Source organism: Snodgrassella sp. B3800 (genome assembly GCF_026535865.1).
GTDB classification, from domain to species: Bacteria; Pseudomonadota; Gammaproteobacteria; order Burkholderiales; family Neisseriaceae; genus Snodgrassella; species Snodgrassella alvi_E.
The window spans coordinates 21,963-42,439 of record NZ_JAFNPH010000004.1 but is presented as its reverse complement, the minus strand read 5'-3'; the positions used below and the strand labels follow the sequence as shown (position 1 = coordinate 42,439).

The following is a 20,477-nucleotide window of genomic DNA, read 5'->3' as shown; positions in this document are numbered from 1 at the left end:
AACATTGCGTAAGATAAATTACGCCGTTTAAGAAAAAAGCACTGATTAAATCAGTGCTTTTTTATCATAAAGCTTTGCGAATATTAAGACCAGTACTGAAAGTCCGTTTAGGAGAGGGTTCGAAATAACGGCCATTACTATCATTGACAATCACCGAACCAGCGTAACGTCGATTAAACAGATTATCAACACGTGCGTAGCTGCTTAATGTCCAGCCTCGATAAGCCCATTCATAACCAATATTGGCAGATGCCAGCGCATAACCAGGGGCATGATCCGTATTGCTGTCATTAACGTATATTTTATCCATATAACGAACATCCATACCGCCTTGCCATCCTTGCTTCGGTTGCCATTGCAAACCAAAATACAATTGATTCTGTGCTACTCCCGGTATTTTATTTCCCTTACGCACAGCAACTGCTTTTCCTAGCGCCGGTATATCACTATCAAATTTGGCATCAACATATGAGTAGCTAGCCCGCGCCTCCAAATTTTGCCACAGTGTTTTCTGCCAGCCTAACTCTGCGCCATATCTTTTGGTACGGTCAGCATTACGAAATGTACTACGGCCTCCGGCTGATACAGCTGAGACTATATCGTTATGTGACTCAGTGTGAAATGCTGTTGCAGAAAATATTCCCCATTGCTGGTCAAATTTCAGTCCTGCTTCAATAGTATCGCTGGTAGAAGGCTTAAGATTGAAATTAAAACCGGCCATACCATCTGGCCGATAAGCCATTTCAGTAAAAGTAGGCGTTTCAAAACCTTTGCCATAGGCAATATAAGCAGCCGCATCATCCCGGAAATCCCAGCCTAGCGAAATACTGGGCAATAATTTATGGTAACGCAGTGCTCCACTATCATCGCCATTAGCTAGATAATGATCCTGCGTTTTAAAATGTACGTTACTATAACGCAAGCCTCCATCCACATGCCATTTCGGCACAAAACGCCACGAAAACTGCATATATGGGTCGAGATTCCATAAAGTATTGTACTCATCCCGACGCAATTTACCCTTCACCCCCAGATGGCTGCCGTTAAAATTATTGTATCCTTGCCGGTCTTCATTCTCACGGTCAAATGCCACTCCCCCAATAAGAGTGAGATTGGGCAAAGTGTTTTTGTTTAGCCAACGCAAATCGGCTCCATAATAATGTCGGGTAAAATCAATCACGCCTCCTGCGTGCTTAGGAGCGGTTTGCGCCTTGGCCGGAATCGACTGATATTGCACTACATGACGACGGCCGGCATAAACCATTGCATATAGACTATTATGCTCATTAATGGGTTTATCCCAAGTTAAACCAGTCTGGCTTTGGTCAATTTCCTTACGCATGTTGTAATCTCTGACATTTTGAGCAATCTGGCGCGGATTCTCCTGCCATTGTTCACGTGTCAGTCCGCCGGGATCAGCCGCTCTGATGCGTACCTGATTCAGCACCCAATTCACTGTACTGCCATCATTCAGATTCCATGTAAATTTAGCATTATTCAGTACCTTCCGTGCATCGCTGTGCTCGCGATATCCATTGGTATCAAAATAATTAGAGCTGATATTATAGGCTGGCAGGTACGCTGATTCACTCCCACTCTGCAACTGAAATGAAGTTTGCTGCTTAGCAAAACGACTGGTATTGAATCCAAGACTAACACTGGGCTTACCTTCGCCTTCACGGGTAGTTGCCAGTATTGTTCCTCCTGAGGAGTTCCCATACAGAGATGAAAAAGGACCACCAAGCACTTCTATTTTATCTAAAGAGTTCAAATCTATATTAGAAGTCTGCCCTTGCCCATCTGGCATAGAAGCTGGAATACCATCAACGTATATGCGAATACCACGCACCCCAAATGTTGAACGCGCGCCAAAACCACGCATCGAAATTTGCATATCCTGAGCATAATTTTCCCGTTCCAGAGCTTGTAAACCCGGAATCCCTTTTAGGGCATCGGAAATATTCGTTTTAGGTGTATCAGTTAGCGCTCTGGCATTAACGGTATGCACAGATGCTGCTGTATCCAGCCACGATGCATGCGTGCGTAAAGCAGTTACTTCTATATCTGGCAACTGCGCATTATCTTTATCTTCTGCATAAACAACAGCAGGTAACATAGCCAGGGAAAAAACCAATTTCTTCAAGTGTGTGTAAGACATAATTATCAAATGTTGGAATAAGTAATATATATATATAAAGCAAACTTTTCAAACAAATATTATTTGTAAATATTTACTTCCTAAATCAAAGATACATAAATATAACAGAAATATTTATACATTCTGAAATAGACATAAAATAAGCAGCTATTTATCTGTAAAGATTGACAAAAATAATAAACAAAACAAAAAAATATTTAAAGAATATTAATAACAGCAGTTTATCAGTAAACATTGATTACTCAAGCTACTAACTGTTCTCACTCACACCTGAAATTGTTTCTGCACAGACTGCATCTACAATATCAGCTAATAAAAAAGCTGCCGGTTTGTACCAGACAGCTTTGTATACATTCACAAACCGCTACAATAATGGGCCGACGAGACGCACAGAATTTTCAACTAGTCCCCACCATTTGGAACGCGCCTGCCATGCTTTAAGTTCAATATACTCACAATCACGCAGATAGCCGTTTTGTAAAGCAACAATCGTTTCCGTCATACCTTCATCATAAATGGCCAGACTAATTTCCATATTCAGATAAAAACTGCGCATATCCATATTAACCGTTCCAAAAAGCGTATAATCACTGTCAACAGTCAGTGTTTTAGCATGCAACAAACCACCTTTAAACAAAGCAATTTTAACACCGGCCTGAAGCAACATCGGATAATAAGCTCGAGAAGCATATCTAACCAGTTTCGAATCTACAGCCTCAGGTACAATCAGGGTTACTTCCACCCCTCGAGTAGCTGCTGTAGTCAGTGCCAGTAGCAAAGCATCATCCGGTACAAAATATGGGGTTGTAATCATAATCCGGCGTGTCGCGGCATGAATAGCGTTCACAATCGTGTCATAAATCACCGGACTTCCCTGTTCAGGTGCTGATGGAATTACCTGTACTACCACTCCGGTCTTTTCTTTTTGTGCAACCTGCAAATTTTGCATTAGAGCTTGTTTGCCATAGCTGTCTACCCATTGCTGTACCTGCATCAAATTAGATTCGGTCTCTACAGCCATATCACCGGCAAACACAGCAGCTAGTGGCTGAACCAAACTGCCTTCACAGCGCATCATCACATCCACCCACTGCCCGACACCAGCATTCTTTTTAAAAAACCGAGGATCCACCAGATTAAAACTACCGGTATAGCCAATTTTCTGGTCGATTACTGCAATCTTGCGATGATTACGCAAATCAGCACGGACAAAAAATGTACGCCACAGCTGTATAGGTAACGCTTCTGTCAAAGTAATACCAGCACTGCGTAATCGCTGCGGCCAGTCACTACGCCAGAATCTAGCGCTGCCAATACTGTCCACCAGCATACTGGTCACTACACCTCGTTGAGCAGCCGTCATAGCATCATTCAGCAAATCGACAATCACACCCTGAGGATCAACAATATAAAAAGCCAGCAGGCAGCTCGTTTTGGCCTGCTGAATATCGTGGCGGATAGCAGAAATAATTTCCTCATCATGTGTCAGCAAAGTTAGATGATTGTACTCAGTAGCCTCAAAACCAGTTTTGTCTGCTGCAATCAGGCTGATTCCATGATAACGCTCATTCAGACCACTACAAGCATGCTGATTGAAATCATGCAGATAGGTATCACTGAATTTATGATAAAACTTCACCAGTTCCCGCTGACGCCGCAATCGGCGCGAACCTAGTCTGGGTTCACCAATCAGCAAATAGGCCACAGCACCAACAAGAGGAAACGCCATCAGCATTAATATCCAAGCAACAGAAACACCTGTATTCCGCTGGTGATACAACACTCGTACCATCAGAACAGTCACCACCAACACGTGTAAAACAACAAAAATTTCTGCCCAAGGAATATTGTGTAACATAAAAGCTGACCTGTTGTTCTTAAACACAAAAAAAGATTAATTATAAAAATAAAGCAACAAAGAATGAATACGCAAATAAAATAACAGCTAGACAAAAATCTGGCAGGTACCGGAATCATCACTTCCTGTGCCTGCCTATACATTAAGGTAATTTAGCTGAAAACTGTATGAGCCCCGTAGTTGTCAGTATCTAGTGATGACTAAATCTGATGATATGGAGCTGACAAATTATGTACTGCTTCTACAGCAAACTTTACCATTTCTGGATCAGTATATTGATTAATTCCATGTCCTAAATTAAACACATGGCCGCTACCTTTACCATAATCGGTCAGTAAACGACGCACTTCACATTCAATACTTTCAGAATTACCAAATAATGCCAACGGGTCAAGATTTCCCTGCAAAGCTACTCGATCACCAGCTAACTCACGTGCCCGATGTAAATTTACAGTCCAATCCACCCCAAGAGCTTCGATTTCCAAATCAGCCAGCTGGTCAAGCCACTGCCCACCGCCCTTAGTAAACACAATTACTGGTACTTGCCGGCCATCTGCTTCTCTATGCAAGCCAGAAATCACCTGTTGCAGATAGCGTAAATCAAACTCCTGAAAGGCTGCATCACTCAGAATACCGCCCCAAGTATCAAAAATCTGCACAGCCTGAGCGCCCGCTCTGATTTGCTCATTCAAATAAAGACTAACCGATTGTGCATTGATATCCAGAATATGATGCAATAACTGCGGCCGCTGGTACATCATAGTTTTTAATAAACGAAAATCTCGGCTACCGCTACCTTCAACCATGTAGCAGGCCAATGTAAACGGGCTACCACTGAAACCAATCAATGGCACACGTCCGTTTAAAGCCCGCCGAATACTGTTTACAGCATCAAACACATAGCGCAACCGCTGCATATCCGGTACATGCAACCGCTGTACATCTTGCTCCTGCCGAAGCGGATTCATAAACTTAGGCCCCTCACCTTCCACAAAGTGCAAGCCCAGACCCATGGCATCAGGTACAGTCAGAATATCTGAAAAAAGTATCGCCGCATCCAGTGCAAAGCGTTCCAGTGGTTGCAATGTGACTTCTGTAGCCAGCTCGGTATTATGGCATAACGCCAGAAAACTACCAGCCTTGGCGCGAGTAGCGCGGTATTCAGGCAAGTAACGTCCAGCCTGACGCATCAGCCATACTGGCGTGTACTCTACTGGCTGTTTCAATAAAGCTCGTAAAAAAGTATCGTTATGTAACACTGCCATAATCTACCTCAGGCAGTCAGCAAAAAAAGTACTGACTACCTGTAAAATCAAAATAAAAAATTACAACTCATCATCATTACTGATACTGGACAGAATCTGATTACGCTGCTCTTCTGCGGCCTCATTTTCACCCGATTGCTCCAGCACTTTTGCCAGCAACAATCTGGTCACATTATTGTTTTTCGCTTGCAAGCTCGCTTCTAAATAATTTTTCGCCTTACCCCATAATTGCTGCTGGTAGCTCATCTCACCCATCAGCAATAACAAATCCGCATTCTGTGGCTCCTGTTGTAACCACTTATCCGCTGCTATCATATTTTTTTGCTGTTCTTTACTGCTCAAATACTGATTAGCGTGATTAAAAGCTGGTAACAATGCAGCATCATGACTACGTGGATAATATTTCTTTACCCATTTCACAGCCTGTGAGTACATCCCTAGCTGTAAATACTTTTCTACTATATCTGCACTCAACAAGCTTTCTTGTTCGTCCACTGGTATTGATTTAAGACTATTTTTCAGTTCAACAGGATTTTTGGCTTCAGCCAGTAATTGCCGGTAAGCCCAATATCTATATTGCTGCTGTTCACTATCACTTAATGCACTTGCACGGCTCAGCTTATCCACTTGCTGCAATACTCCTCGTGCATCATGCTGATCCCAGTCATAGCGTAGTTGTAGTTTCACAAGCTGAGTTAAATTCGGATTGATTTTGGCCGCAGCATCCAATGCACTCTTTGCCTGCTGCTCATTGTGCTGAGCCAGAGCTGATTGACTAAGCAGCAGATAACGTGAGAGTTGCTGTTTTTCGGGCAGCTTGGCCACCTCGTTTAAATAGCGGTCTCGAGTACTCATATCATCCATTTGGTCTGCACTGTGGGCAGCCAGCAATAAAGCCAGTGATCGGCTATGCTGACCCTGTTTATTGCGCAGCACTCGTTCAGCCTCTCGGGCAGCAAACTGATAGCGTCCTTCAAAATAAGCCAAACCAGCATGATTCAAGGCCGTTTCAACCTGATGGCGCTGATGATTTATGCGCCAATGTTGCCAATGGCCGGGGAGATGCACAAAACCCATAACAATGCGCAGCAAAATATACAGCATTACCACCGTCAAAAGCACCATACCGATAAAGAGCTGCAGATTAATACGTATCAACGTCTGTTCTACAACAATATAAACATCACCACTGTAATACTTGGCACCCAGTACCACAGCTACAGCTACTATAAATAGTATAATCAACCATAACAAAGATCTCATAATGAATGTTCTCCCTGCACGGCAGAAGCTGCTGTTGCATTTTTAGCGCTTTCCGCACTGGCTGCTTTTGCTGAATGAGTTTCGGGCACAGCAGAAGCACTGCTGGCACTAGAAGCACTAAAATCCGGCAACGCAGTTGACATATCCATACCAGCCTGATGCTGATAATCTCGTACTGCTGCCAAACTTGCAAAAAGATTACTGTCCTGATTGGTCTGAACATTCAACATTTTCAATTGAGACAGCTCTTTAAGCCAAGATTGTGTCGCCGCAGAGCTACCATCAAAATACTGTTTAACCGTGGCCTCGGCTGTGTTCAAATCAGCGGCATAAACCTCACTACGACGCTGAATCAGCGCAATACGCGCATCCAACAAACGCAGACGTAGATTTTCTCGTACAAAATAAATTTGTTCCGGCGACATTAACATCGAATCATTATGATTAATATGCCGAACTTCAACCATACTACTTAGCGAATGCAGTGTAGCTTGCCACGTACGCTGCCACCATGATGCATTTGGATTAATAGTTGCCGTACCAGAAGAGACATTAGGCTGCAACTGATTATCAACCACTAAAGGTAAGCCCGCGACGCCAGATTCCAGACGATTTAGACGGAGAGAGGCACTGGCCACATCAAGATATGGACGACCTTTTAAGTTTTCGAGATCACTGCTGATGGCTTTTTTAATTGGCAGTAACTGAGGTTGGTCAAAACGTGCCAAACGACTATCCAGATTTTCCAGCACATTTACGGCCACCGGAACATTACCCGATATCAGCAACTGCTGTGCAGCCAGATTTAGCGTAGCCTCAATCTCATCAACCAGCCAATCAGTGCGGCTTTTTACCAGCTCCTGATAAGCATGAGTCAGACGGTCAACATTATCACCCTGCGTTTTCTGCTGCGTTTGCAAATCTTGCAACTGCTTACTTAATTCATCAACCCGCGCCAAACTTGTTTCCACCGTAGCCGCGGTTTTACTGGCTCCAATACCTGCATTTTCGATTTTCTGATCAAATTGAAGCTGCTGATTTTTCAGCAGATTCTGTCCCTCGACAAATAAAAATCCACTGGCACCTAATGCCAGTATTGACAGTACCAAAGCACCCAGTGCTATTCCTTTACCCGTACCAGATACTTGTTTTACTGAAGCTGGCCGGCTGGTTTCTTGAGGTACAGACATTCCTGATCCTGTGTTGTTTTTTTGAAAATCTTTAGTTTGATGGGTGCCGGCTTTTTGTTTATCTGAAGGTTCAGCTGCCGCGGATGTAGTCGATTCAGGAGGTACACGCACTTCACCTTGTGTATTCACCAGCAATGGCTGCTTACCTTGTTCCGGAGACTGACCAGACTGCGTATCTTGTTGTTCACTCATTCGGTATACTCCCTGCACGATAATTGGGACAACAGCTCAGCAGAACAACTATCACACTGTACTGTCTGAATGCAAAATTTCCAATCCACGCTGTAAATCCGATACCAGCATCGTAGCGACATCATAACCCGACAGCGCTGCTTCCACACGTGGATGGTGAACTAAGTATAACAAGCTTTTGCCAATTGCGTACAAATCTGGCGGCATCTGCGAAAACCACGCATTTACAGCAGCACTTGTCGTCATATAAACAGCCTTCAAACGCTTTTCTTTAAGTGGCTGCGTCAATACTGACCAATTAAGCAGCTGTGGCTGACGCTCATACACTTCAGCCAGCTCAACCTGCCATCCTTGCTGACCTAGCTTGTCAACCAGCAATTCACGACCGCCAACACCCCTAATCAGCATCATCCTTCCATTTTTCTGATGCCATATAGCTAAACGTAAAACTGCTTCACTATCATTGCCATCAAGCGGATAAACTACCTGTTTAAAACCGTAAGCAACTAACACTTTTGCTGTAGCCGCGCCTACAGCCACATGCATTACATTATCAGACTGAACAAGATATTTGGCAGCAATGTGCACTGCGCTAGGGCTGACCCACACAATAACATCTTGTTTCAAGCTGCGCTCAGCCAGCTGCTGCAAGATATCATCAAAAGGTAGCAACTGCTGATACTCCATTAATAATGGCTGCCATCCAGCACGAATACAGCTTTCTATATCAGCAGCCGCAGCCTGTCGCGGACGCATCAATACAATGCTGGGATGAGTAATCATTGACCGGACAGCACTTCATTAATCAAGTCTCTGGCGCCCAAACTGGCTAATTTTTGTGCCACGTTTAAACCCAGTTGTTCCGCATCACTCATAGAAGCCTGCGCGCTGGCACGCAGCACCGTTTTTCCATCAACAGAAGCAACCAAACCAAACAATTCAAGCGTACCAGAGCCTTCAACACAATAAGCAGCCAGAGGGACTTGACAGCTACCACCCAAAAACTTTGCCATGGTTCGTTCTGCCGTCACACAAGCCGCTGTAACTGCATGATGAAGAGGCTGCAACAAGTTTAATAAATCAGTCCGGTGAGAAGCCACCTCAATTGCCAGTGCACCTTGACCAGCCGCAGGTATGGAAATTTCAACCGGCAAAATGCTACGGATACGATGATCTAAACCCAAGCGTTCCAAACCAGCAGCAGCAAGAATAATAGCTGCATATTCTTGTTTCTCTAATTTACTGAGGCGGGTCTGCACATTACCGCGCAAAGGTTTTATGTGTAAATTCGGATAGTGCAACCGAAGCTGAGCTTCGCGGCGCAGACTAGATGTGCCAACAATGGCTCCTTCTGGCAATTCCGACAGATGGGCATACTGTTGTGAAACAAAAGCATCAAAAGGATTAGCCCGCTCAGTTATAGCAGCCAGAACAAAACCTTCTGGCAACTCCATAGGTACATCCTTAAGTGAATGAACCGCAATATCGGCGGTTCCTGCTTGCAATGCCCATTCCAGCTCTTTGATAAACAGTCCTTTACCACCTATTTTAGACAAAGACTGGCTTAGTATCTGGTCACCCTGTGTCGTCATACCTTGAATAGTGATAGATATATTAGGATAAAGCACCTGCAAACACTGCTGTATGTGTCGTGCTTGCCACATAGCCAGTGCGCTTTCACGACTAGCAATGACCAAATTATTTTTTTTCATACCAAGACACATAAAACCAAAAATTAAAGCATAAATTTTAGCATTAACTGTAAATTAAGCTGCATTTACTTACACAACCCAATATGTATTCAAAGTCAAGCTTCAGTTCGTAACAATAACTCATCAACCAGACCACTTACACCAGCTTGAGCAGATGCACGAATGATTTGTATATTCTGCAACCCTTCAAGTGGTTGAGGATCAACCAGAAAAATTTCTGCAGATCGTGCCGCATAGTGAAACAGACCTGCAGCCGGATATACTTGCAAAGATGTGCCAACAATGATAACTATATCAGCACAACGCATTAGCTGAATGGCAGAGTCAATCATCGGCACAGTCTCTCCAAACCACACAATATGCGGCCGCATCTGGAAACCGTGATTATCTTTATCTTCCAGCTTCTGATCTGAAAAACAATCGACAATATAATTTTCATCAACACTACTTCTTGCTTTTAACAGTTCACCATGTAAGTGTAGTACATGACTACTACCAGCACGCTCATGCAAATCATCTACATTCTGCGTGATAATATTAACATCGTATCTTGTTTCCAGATTTTTTAGTGCTAAATGAGCCGTATTAGGTTGAGCTCTTAGCAACTTCCGCCTTAAACGATTATAAAATTCTAAAACTCGTTCAGGATGGCGCTCAAAAGCCTCAGGTGTAGCAATATCCTCAATTTTTTCACCATCCCATAATCCACCATGATTACGGAAAGTCTGCAAACCACTTTCTGCACTGATGCCCGAACCTGTCAACACAACAATTTTATGCCGGCCTATAGACGAATGCTTACTCATATGTGCACAAAAGCTTTAATTGCAGCTTTTAGTCTTTGCAAGCCAGTCTGCAAATCAGCATCAGTCAATAGCAGACTAGGTGCAAAGCGTAAGACATTATTACCTGCCACTAAAACCAGCAAGCCATGCTGCAAAGCCAGCTGCATTAATTGCGCAGCCCGTCCATTGTAATTATCAGACATTACACAACCAAGCAATAAACCCTGTCCTCTTACCTGAGCAAACACACCAGATGCAGCAGATAATTCCTGCAAACCTTCCTTCAATTTTTCACCTTGCCGCAAAACATTCTGTACGGTCTCAGGCGTATTTATAATATCAAATGCCGCACAACCCACCGCACACGCTAGCGGATTGCCACCAAAGGTACTGCCATGACTACCAGGCGTAAAACTGCGGCCAACAGCTTCTGTCGTCAACATAGCACCTATAGGAATCCCACACCCCAGTGCTTTAGCAGCTGAAACAATATCCGGCCGGATATCATAATACTGATGTGCAAACAACTTACCGGTACGTCCCATCCCCGTTTGCACTTCATCGAGAATCAACAAAGCTTGATGACGATCGCAGGCACGACGTGCCGCCTGCAAAAATGCTTCTGTTACAGGCAATACACCACTTTCACCTTGAATCGGTTCAATAACTACCGCACAGGTTTTATCATTGACCGCTGCATCAATAGCAGCAACATCATTAAACGGAATATGCCGGATACCAGCAGGCAAGGGCGCAAAATCATTACTGTATTTGGGTTGACCGCCTACAGAGACAGTAAAAAGCGTACGACCATGAAATCCATTAATACAAGCAATTATTTCGTGTTTTCCTGTATCAGGAAAATGGTCACGCGCGTATTTTCGGGCCAGTTTAAAAGCAGCTTCATTGGCTTCTGCGCCAGAATTACAAAAAAATACTTGCTCAGCAAATGTGTGTTTTACCAGACGCTCAGCCAAATTCTGTGCCGGTTGGGTGGTATAAATATTGGAAATGTGCCATAACTTATGTGCCTGTTCCATCAACGCATTAATCAGAAGCGGATGACAGTGACCCAAAGCATTCACAGCAATACCACCTGCTAAATCTATGTATTCCTGCCCGTTATCATCCCATACATGGCTACCTTCAGCACGAATAGGCAGCATAGGTGCAAAACTAAAATTAGGTGTTAAATAATTATGCATATTTCTCTCTATTAATCTATACATTTATCATAATCAGAAGTAATCAGGTTCTGATATCTCGCTGTATCATAAACCTGATGAACAAAAAAAGAAAACATACCTACAACTGATTCAGTAAAGATTAACCTGAATAAAATATCAGCTTCACAATAAGCTTATATAAAGTAAAAAGATAAAATGCGAACATTTTTCAAATTTCCAAACTTATATGTTTAGCATTTATCATAAGTTTTATGCAAAAAACTATTTAGATAACTAATTTCCATAACATCTATCAAGACAAAAACCCTCATCAAAATAGACAGAAAAATTAATCATAACTCATTAAAATTTGAAATAAATATCAAATTTGAAGTACCAAATAAATCATAATTCTTATATGTTATTCATAAAACCAGAATAACTCGTATAGCTAAATTCTTAAAACTAAAAACAGATTTATTATTCAATTACAAAGGTTTGAACTAGTGCATTTTTAAAAGAATATTCTGAAGAAATTGTTTATTTATCACTGCAGTGTTCAGAATTACCTTAATTATAAATCTAAGACTGAAACAAATAAGGGAAATATTCGATCAGAAACTTATAAATACTTTTTATAAAAAGCCGAAAATCATAAATCCACAAACTATTTTTTCAATTAACCTATGGCTTCAGTATAAATCGGCTATTACTAATTTCTAATGAACCTTATTTATAATAGTACTCAGCAATTTAGCTTCAAAATAATTACTAGCATTTTGCACAAAATAAATATAAGAGGTTGATTTAAAGCAGTCTACTTATAAAAATACAGATTTTACATTTGGCGCAATCGATTAATTCGATTATCCAACGTTGGATGGGTGCTAAACAAAGAGTCATCCGATTCACTGGCAATTCCCAGAGCAGACATACCAGTCGGCAACTGACTGGTTTCACCTTTCAACCGCTGCAATGCAGCGATCATTTTTGGTGCACCCACTAAACGTGCAGCACCTGCATCTGCCCGATACTCACGCTGACGGCTAAACCACATCACAACTAGACTGGCCAAAAAACCAAATATAATCTGCAAAATCAGACTTATTGCAAAGTAGGCACCCTGAGACACTTCTCCATTTTCATCTCTGGACATAACATCTGCAATACGGCGTGCCCAGAAAAACACAAATGTATTTACCACACCCTGTAACAATGTCATTGTCACCATATCACCATTACCAATATGTGCCATTTCATGAGCCAGCACAGCTTCTACTTCATCCTGAGACATACCATGTAACAAACCAGTACTCACCGCGACCAGTGAGCTATTTTTAGTAGCACCAGTCGCAAAAGCGTTGGGCTCTGGAGAATCATAAATCGCCACTTCCGGCATAGTAATATTCCACTGATTTGCCAGTCGGGCTACAGTGTTTAGTAGCCATGCCTCCGCAGCACTTTGAGGTTGACCGATTATCTGACCATCGACCGAAGCAAGAGCTAGCGATTTTGACATCAACAAAGAGATAAACGAACCGGTAAAACCCACTACAGCTGCCACTAACAACAAACTGCTGGTCGTATTACTGTTAAGCCTAATACCCAAAAATGCACATAAAATGTTCAGAACAATATTAATAACGATAATAACGGCTAGATTTGTAGCAATAAACAATAAAATGCGTTTCACATTATGCCCTTTTAACTTCTGCAGAATTTAATCAGCACAATATAATATTGACATATAAAAATCTAAATACCAAACTTGAAACAAACAGTTTATAAATCAGAAGTCACAAACAAAAATATCATATAAAGTTAAAGAAATGATTTAATTCACGAATTCAACTTTGAAAAGCGACATTCTGTATAGAGAAAGAAACATTCAAGTCAAAAGAATATAGCGATGATTAAAACAGACTAATCCCTAAATACGTACCTCTCCATGTCCCAAAACAATCCACTTCTGGCTGGTTAACCCCTGCAACCCTACTGGACCTCGTACATGGATTTTATCAGTAGATATACCAATTTCCGCCCCAAGACCATACTCGTAGCCATCTGCAAAACGAGTAGACGCATTCAGCATAACACTAGCAGAGTCTACAGCTCGCAGAAAAAGCTGAGCATGTAGCAAATCATTGGTTACAATACTATCAGTATGATGGCTGCCAAAATGATTTATATGCTCTATCGCGTCTTCAATATTGGCAACTACCTTAATAGACAGAATTGGAGCCAAATATTCAGTAGACCAATCTTCCTCAGTAGCCGGTAAAACATCATCCTTCAAAATCTGCACAGTTTGCGCACAACCACGTAATTCAACATTTTTTTCAGCATACCTTTGCTGTAGTAAAGGCAATAACTTTTTTGCTTGGCTAGTATGAATCAATAAGGTTTCCATAGTATTGCAAGTACCATAGCGCGAAGTCTTCGCGTTTACAGCTATATCAATTGCCATTTCTGCAGAAGCGGAAGCATCAATATAAACATGACAAATACCATCAAGATGTTTGATTACCGGTATCCGTGATTTTTCCTTCACTCTTTGCACCAGCCCTTTACCGCCACGTGGAATAATCACATCAATATATTCCGGCAGATTAAGCAGCACATCAACACCTGCCCGATCAGTCTCAGTAATCAGATTAACAACTGCTTGGGGTATTCCAGTTTCAATCAAAGCAGAATTGATGACAGCAGCAATAGCTTTATTGCTATTAATGGCTTCACTCCCGCCGCGTAATAAACAACTATTACCTGCTTTCAGACATAAAATCGCCGCATCCAGCGTCACATTCGGGCGTGATTCATAAATCATGCCAATTACACCAAGCGGAACACGCATTTTACCAACCGTGATACCACTTTGCAGAGTTCTAAAATCATCCATTTCACCTACTGGATCAGGCAGTGCAGCAACCTTATGAACACCTTCAATCATCGCATCAATACTACGATTGCTCAGATGCAGGCGATCAAGTAAAGCAGCATCCAATCCCTGCAAGCGTGCTGCCTTCATATCCGCTTCATTGGCTGCAAGAATCAGGTGCTGTTGTGCAGCTAGATTATCAGCAATCAGCATTAAAGCCTGATTTTTCTGTGCAGCAGAAACTTTAGTCAGAGAATAAAAAGCCTCTTTAGCTGCTTTAGCCGTTTCAGTAATATATTTGGTCAATTCCACGTGAATTTACTTTCCAGAAAAAAACACTAAAATCATTCTTATTCTCATATAAAATCACAAAGAATACATTTACCCAATTACAACTACCCTTGCATATACCCTGAAATCCACATGATAGGTAAAAATTATCAGGCTAATAGAACCCTGCACACATAATAGAACTAATCAATATGTGTATCGGTAGAATCCTTAAAATTGGTTTGTGGCCTCAACACTATTAAGTGGTCAACAGCACCAATGGCATTGGTATCCTTACCTGGATAATCAAGTTCAGTCAAAAAATGGCGAATACAATTCAGACGGGCTCGTTTTTTATCATCGGATTTAATAACCGTCCAGGGTGCATCACCGGTATGCGTATGAAAAAACATATCATTCTTAGCTGCCGTATAATCATCCCAGCGATCCAGAGACTGAATATCAACAGGCGAAAGTTTCCAGTGTTTCAACGGGTCGTCACGACGAGAAATAAACCTACGCAACTGCTCTTCTCTAGAAACAGAAAACCAAAACTTAAACAGATAAATCCCGCTGTTGACTAACATACGCTCCAATTCTGGTGTTTGACGCATAAACTGCAAATATTCATGTGGCTGACAAAAACCCATTACTCTTTCCACACCAGCACGGTTATACCAAGATCGATCGAAAAAAACCATCTCACCACTTGTCGGCAAACGCTCGATATAGCGTTGAAAATACCACTGCCCTTTTTCAGTTTCAGTCGGTTTTTCCAGCGCTACAACTCGGGCACCGCGCGGATTGAGATGTTCCATAAATCGCTTGATTGTTCCCCCTTTACCGGCAGCATCCCGACCTTCAAATAAAGAGACAATTTTCTGACCAGATTCCTTAACCCAGTTTTGCACTTTCAACAGCTCAATTTGCAATCTGGCTTTCTCACGCTCATAAGTAGCCCGACGCATCCGAGTGCGGTATGGATAACTAGCCGGCAAAGGTGCTGAAGACGAATCTTCATCGGAATGTTTTCCTCGATACTCCAGCACACTTTTTTCAAAAACATTTAATTTAGTGTCTTTATCCTGATTGTTCACTTCAGAGGATTGTTCAGGCTTTAGTATCTGCTCACTCATATTCTTCCTTTCCTATTATGGCTCAGAGTAAGCCAAATTTTCATTTTAAGAAATGTGATAATCTGTATAAGTATTGTAACTCAATGTACAGTCTGCTTACCAAACAAAATGTCATAGATTAATAAAACCTTAGTCTATTACAACTATGACAACTAAAAACCACTGTAATTTCAAAAATTCTAATTTTCAAATATTCATTTCCATAATAAAAAATCTAATTCAACCAGATAACAAATAATTTTTTAAATTTAAGTTTTCTTTTCAAAAATATATTCAATAAAAACGGGTATCTGTACAGATTACCCGTTTTTATTAATAAATATCTTTATCTGATATCGTTTAGAAAAGAGAATCTAATTGGCCATTATTACCTGACTGCGGAACAATTGGAATTTCAGCACCATCATCATCTCCATCATTATTACTATTTCCCTGCTTTGGCGTAATCGGCCCGTCAGCTCGATTATCCAGTGGTAGATCAGGATTAGTTGTCTGATATTCCTTCAGATAAAATTCACCGGATTTCTGAACAATTCCGGCAGGTACTGGTGTATTTACAACCGGTTTATCTTTTAACGCATAGCGCATGTAATCAAGCCATACTGGCACTGCAATCGTACCACCAAAAGCAGAACGTCCCATACTGCGTGGACGGTCATAACCAATAAATACCGCACTAACTATATTCGGATTGAAACCTACAAACCAAGCATCCTTATTATCATTAGTCGTACCTGTTTTACCCGCTATATCACTGCGTCCCAATGCATGAGCACTATAAGCAGTCCCATGATTAACCACGTCCATCATCATGTGATACAAAATAAATGCATTACGCGGATCTATAGCCATGGGAGCATTCTGTTTAGCCACCAACGGCTGCATCTGCGCGCGCAAATTGCCACGACTGTCATAAATTCGGTCAATCACATAATTGGAAACCTTGTATCCCCCATTAGCGAAAATTGCATAGCCTTCAGCCATTTGCATTGGCGTTACCTGCCCACTACCCAATGCCATCGACAAACTATTGGGAATCTGATCTGGCCTAAAACCGAAATGCTGCACATACTGTCTGGCATAATCCACGCCCATTGCCATCAAAATACGAATAGACACCATATTTTTAGAGGCAGTTAATGCTTGTCGCAGTGTTATAAATCCAGCATAGCGTCCATCCGAATTTTTTGGTGCCCATGCACGTCCACCATTACCCATACCTGGCAAAACAATCGGCGCATCATTAACCATCGTAGCCGGCGTAAAACCTTTAGCAATAGCAGCAGAATAAATAAACGGTTTAAATGATGACCCAGGTTGCCTTTTTGCCTGAGTGGCACGATTAAAACTGCGGCGGTAAAAGTCATAACCACCCACAAGTGCTTTAATTGCCCCTGTCTGAGCATCTAAAGCAACAATTGCACCTTGAAGTTCCGGTTGCTGCACAACACGATAACTATTACCTTCTCTATGCACATGCACTACCGAACCAACACGTACAGATGCTTCACCCAATTTAGCATTGTTAATAGCACGCTTTATCCAGTTATAACTATTACCACCAATGCGCATCTCCCCCACACCAGCGATATAAACTACTATTGAATTGGAATTCAGAGCCGTCACCACAGCCGGCAGCATCCCATCCACTGCTGATCGATTGGCCAAATACTGCTCTATCTGTTCATCGCGAATATCATCTGGAATTTTGCTTAAATCAAAAAATCCTTCAGCACCCCGATAAGCAGAACCTCTATCAAAATTGTTCAATACCTTACGCAGCGCCTGAGTAGCTACTGCCTGATCCTGAGAATTTACTGTGGTATAAACCTTGAATCCTTGGGTATACGCCGCGTCACCATATTTTTCATACATCTGCTGACGTACCATTTCAGCGACATAAAGAGCATTCTGATCTATAGCCTGCTGATAATGCACATACTTTAATGGTTCAGCATAAGCGGCATCAGCCTGAGCCTGAGTAATTTTGCCCAGTTCAACCATATTATTCAGAATATATCGCTGACGCATTTTAGCCCGTTGTGGATTTACAACAGGATTAAAAGTAGAAGGAGCCTTAGGCAAACCAGCCAGAATCGTCGCCTCTGCCAAATCTAATTGTTGTACAGGCTTATTAAAATAAACCAAAGAAGCAGCTGCAAAACCATACGCACGCTGCCCCAGATAAATCTGATTAAAGTAAAGTTCCAGTATCTGATCTTTAGTCAGTTTTTGTTCAATTTTATAGGCCAGCAAAGCCTCATTGAACTTGCGCGTATAGGTACGCTCATTAGTAAGATAAAAATTGCGAGCTACCTGCTGAGTAATAGTGCTGGCTCCAGATTGCACACCACCAGTTAGATTAGAAATAAGCGCACGGCTAATGCCAATAAAGTCAACACCACCATGTTCATAAAACCGCTTATCCTCAGCTGCAACAACAGCATCTTTCAGTACTTGTGGAAAATCATTGATACGAGTAAAAGCACGTCGTTCTTCACCAAACTGCCCCATAAGCTTGCCATCAGCAGAATAAATGGTAAGTGGCATTTTCGGCTGATAATGAGTTACAGCTTCTAGAGAAGGCAATTTAGGATAAGTTACCATAATTGCAATCGCCACCAGACCAGCAGCAAATAGCGCCAGTCCTACAAACAAACCAACGGTAGATAGCAATAATTTTCTAATCATAATCAACTAATTTTCATTTAAAGGCTGCGAAACATATTCAAAATAAAGTAAACTTTGTTCTTCATTTCGTTAGCAACATACAAAATCGAGTTTTAAGCACTTCATCACCCGTTTGATAAACAGACAGAAAGCCCTTTCATGAAACTGAATAATTTCAAAATAAATTCAAAGAATAAGAAGGTGGCCACAACTTCATCGAGACAGTGTCTTGGTATCAGTCTTACTGATAAAAGCATTAACATGGTGCTCCTGAATGCACGCAGTTTAAATCAATTTCGTCTCGAAAAATACGTTGTTGTGCCTTTGCCAAAAAATATTATTGGTAACGGCAACATCGAAAATCATGATGAACTTGTTGTTCATCTACAACAGGCTAAACAAATGCTCCAAAGCAATTGTCGCAACATTACCGTAGCCATTTCACAAAAGCAAACCTCCATCCAGTTTCTAGATAGAGATGAAGATACAGAGTATACCGAAGAAGAACAAATCATGGCTGAATTGAGTCAATATGACTCAATGGATGATGTAAGTTACGACTATCAGAATGTCAGTATCAATGAGAATGGAAAAGAAAGTTTGCTACTGGTCAACAGCAAACGGGATGACGTCAATATTCTGATGGATGCTTTTACCGATGCAGGTATCACACCCACACAAATGGATGTCGATATACTGGCAATAATGAATAGCGCCATCACATGGATAAATATCAGACAGCCTGAATTAACAGAAAAATGTATCGCAGTTTTCAATATTGATTACGGTGAAACACAAGCAATTATCATGCGTCATGGCAAATTACTTTATAAACAAGAAATTAATCTTGGCTATGATCATCTGATGCAATCCTTGCGGCGAAACTACCAGCTGACTGATGAAGAAGCGTGGGAAATGCTCTATAGTCAAACCAAGCCAGAAGATTACAATCAGACTGTAGCGCAGCCATTCCAACAACAATTTATTCAGGAAATACAGAGAGTTTTACAATTTTATTTTACTTCGGCTAGTCAAGAAAATGAAATTGAAGAAATCCTTGTTTTTGGTTACAGCAATAATCAGGCAGCCAATAGCCTTGCTGACAGCATCAGCCAGCAAACCAGTATTCCTGCGCAACAGATTAACCCTATACTGTTAGCACAGCCCGGTGATGCAATTCAACAGGCAAAACTGCAACAGGACAGTAGTTTATTAACCGTAGCCTTTGGCCTGGCCGTAAGAGGATTATAAGATGTTACCTTTATTAAAAATTAATCTGCTGCCCTATCGAGAAGCCTTACAAACCAAACAAAAGAAACAATTTCAGACTCTACTGGCCGTTGCTGCTTTAATCGGTGTAGGTCTGGCAGTATTAGGCTACTTAGCTATAGATAGTCGGGTTAGCAGTCAAGAAGCCCGTAATCAAGTATTAAAAGATGGAATAGACAAACTGGATGGAGAAATTAAACAGATCGCTCAATTACAAGATGAGCGCAAAAATTTCACAGCCAGACAAGAAAAAGTAGAAGAGTTATCAAATAAACGTTTTGAAGCAGCTCGTATACTGGATACGTTGAATACATTAGCACCTTTAGGATTGTATATAACCAGTATAGAAGCTCAAGATGCCAATACATATGTTATTAATGGTAAAGCTTTTAGTGATGCTAAAACTGCAGCTTTCATGAATGCTTTACCAGGACAACTATTTACAACACCTGAATTATTAAATATCAAACGAGTTAATAATACTCAGGAATTCAGTATTCGTATACGTTTAAATAATCTTATTGGCCAGCAAGAAGATATGAGAGAAACCAATCAGGCTATTAACCCAAACTCTTCATCAACTGAACTAAATCAGGATACAGAAGCACCTCATCAAGAAAATGAGTCTAGTGCATCTGAACCAACAAATTGAAGGAGTACTGACA

General features: G+C 41.5%; 15 protein-coding genes. 2 read left to right on the top strand and 13 right to left on the bottom strand.

Translation table 11 applies throughout. The features are described 5' to 3' along the window. Positions 1-64 precede the first annotated feature (64 nt). The 13 genes from J3U64_RS06985 to J3U64_RS06925 all read right to left on the bottom strand — a co-directional run bounded on the left by J3U64_RS06985 (position 65) and on the right by J3U64_RS06925 (position 18,564). Positions 65-2,116, bottom strand: coding sequence for a TonB-dependent receptor (locus J3U64_RS06985; RefSeq protein WP_267408741.1), 2,052 nt, complete (start codon positions 2,114-2,116; stop codon positions 65-67). Between the two features lie 406 nt (positions 2,117-2,522). Continuing rightward, positions 2,523-4,016: a cardiolipin synthase gene (gene cls / locus J3U64_RS06980; protein WP_267408740.1), complete on the bottom strand. Its 1,494-nt coding sequence runs from the start codon at positions 4,014-4,016 to the stop codon at positions 2,523-2,525. A 200-nt stretch (positions 4,017-4,216) separates the two neighbouring features. Then, the gene (gene hemE, locus J3U64_RS06975) at positions 4,217-5,281 is read right to left on the bottom strand and encodes a uroporphyrinogen decarboxylase (RefSeq protein WP_267408739.1); all 1,065 of its coding nucleotides are present in this window, start codon (positions 5,279-5,281) and stop codon (positions 4,217-4,219) included. 60 nt (positions 5,282-5,341) lie between these two features. Then, a complete protein-coding gene (locus tag J3U64_RS06970; protein WP_267408738.1) occupies positions 5,342-6,544 on the bottom strand; it encodes a heme biosynthesis HemY N-terminal domain-containing protein in 1,203 nt (400 codons plus the stop codon). Next, complete coding sequence (locus tag J3U64_RS06965) at positions 6,541-7,926, bottom strand: uroporphyrinogen-III C-methyltransferase (protein WP_267408737.1); 1,386 nt, start codon at positions 7,924-7,926, stop codon at positions 6,541-6,543. Before J3U64_RS06965 ends, J3U64_RS06970 begins: the two co-directional genes overlap by 4 nt. Positions 7,927-7,977: 51 nt before the next feature. Further along, a complete protein-coding gene (locus J3U64_RS06960; RefSeq protein WP_267408736.1) occupies positions 7,978-8,709 on the bottom strand; it encodes a uroporphyrinogen-III synthase in 732 nt (243 codons plus the stop codon). After that, positions 8,706-9,638: a hydroxymethylbilane synthase gene (gene hemC, locus J3U64_RS06955; RefSeq protein ID WP_267408735.1), complete on the bottom strand. Its 933-nt coding sequence runs from the start codon at positions 9,636-9,638 to the stop codon at positions 8,706-8,708. Before hemC ends, J3U64_RS06960 begins: the two co-directional genes overlap by 4 nt. Before the next feature lie 95 nt (positions 9,639-9,733). Beyond that, positions 9,734-10,444, bottom strand: a complete 711-nt coding sequence (locus J3U64_RS06950; RefSeq protein WP_267408734.1) for a Sir2 family NAD-dependent protein deacetylase — start codon at positions 10,442-10,444, stop codon at positions 9,734-9,736. Continuing rightward, positions 10,441-11,628 carry an acetylornithine/succinyldiaminopimelate transaminase gene (locus J3U64_RS06945; protein ID WP_267408733.1) on the bottom strand — a complete coding sequence of 396 codons (1,188 nt, stop codon included), beginning with the start codon at positions 11,626-11,628 and terminating at the stop codon, positions 10,441-10,443. Before J3U64_RS06945 ends, J3U64_RS06950 begins: the two co-directional genes overlap by 4 nt. Before the next feature lie 799 nt (positions 11,629-12,427). Further along, on the bottom strand, positions 12,428-13,282 hold the full coding sequence (gene htpX / locus J3U64_RS06940) for a protease HtpX (protein WP_267391058.1): 855 nt from the start codon (positions 13,280-13,282) through the stop codon (positions 12,428-12,430). Between the two features lie 237 nt (positions 13,283-13,519). Further along, a complete protein-coding gene (locus tag J3U64_RS06935) occupies positions 13,520-14,773 on the bottom strand; it encodes a glutamate-5-semialdehyde dehydrogenase (RefSeq protein WP_267408854.1) in 1,254 nt (417 codons plus the stop codon). A 167-nt stretch (positions 14,774-14,940) separates the two neighbouring features. Beyond that, positions 14,941-15,873, bottom strand: coding sequence for a polyphosphate kinase 2 (gene ppk2, locus J3U64_RS06930; protein WP_100151997.1), 933 nt, complete (start codon positions 15,871-15,873; stop codon positions 14,941-14,943). A gap of 339 nt (positions 15,874-16,212) precedes the next feature. Continuing rightward, entirely contained in the window at positions 16,213-18,564 is a 2,352-nt protein-coding gene (locus tag J3U64_RS06925; RefSeq protein WP_267408732.1) for a penicillin-binding protein 1A, read from the bottom strand. 180 nt (positions 18,565-18,744) lie between these two features. Between J3U64_RS06925 and pilM the strand changes: the two genes are divergently transcribed. Next, positions 18,745-19,794, top strand: coding sequence for a type IV pilus biogenesis protein PilM (pilM, locus tag J3U64_RS06920; protein WP_267391056.1), 1,050 nt, complete (start codon positions 18,745-18,747; stop codon positions 19,792-19,794). 1 nt (position 19,795) lies between these two features. Continuing rightward, a complete protein-coding gene (locus tag J3U64_RS06915) occupies positions 19,796-20,464 on the top strand; it encodes a PilN domain-containing protein (RefSeq protein ID WP_267391055.1) in 669 nt (222 codons plus the stop codon). Positions 20,465-20,477 lie beyond the last annotated feature (13 nt).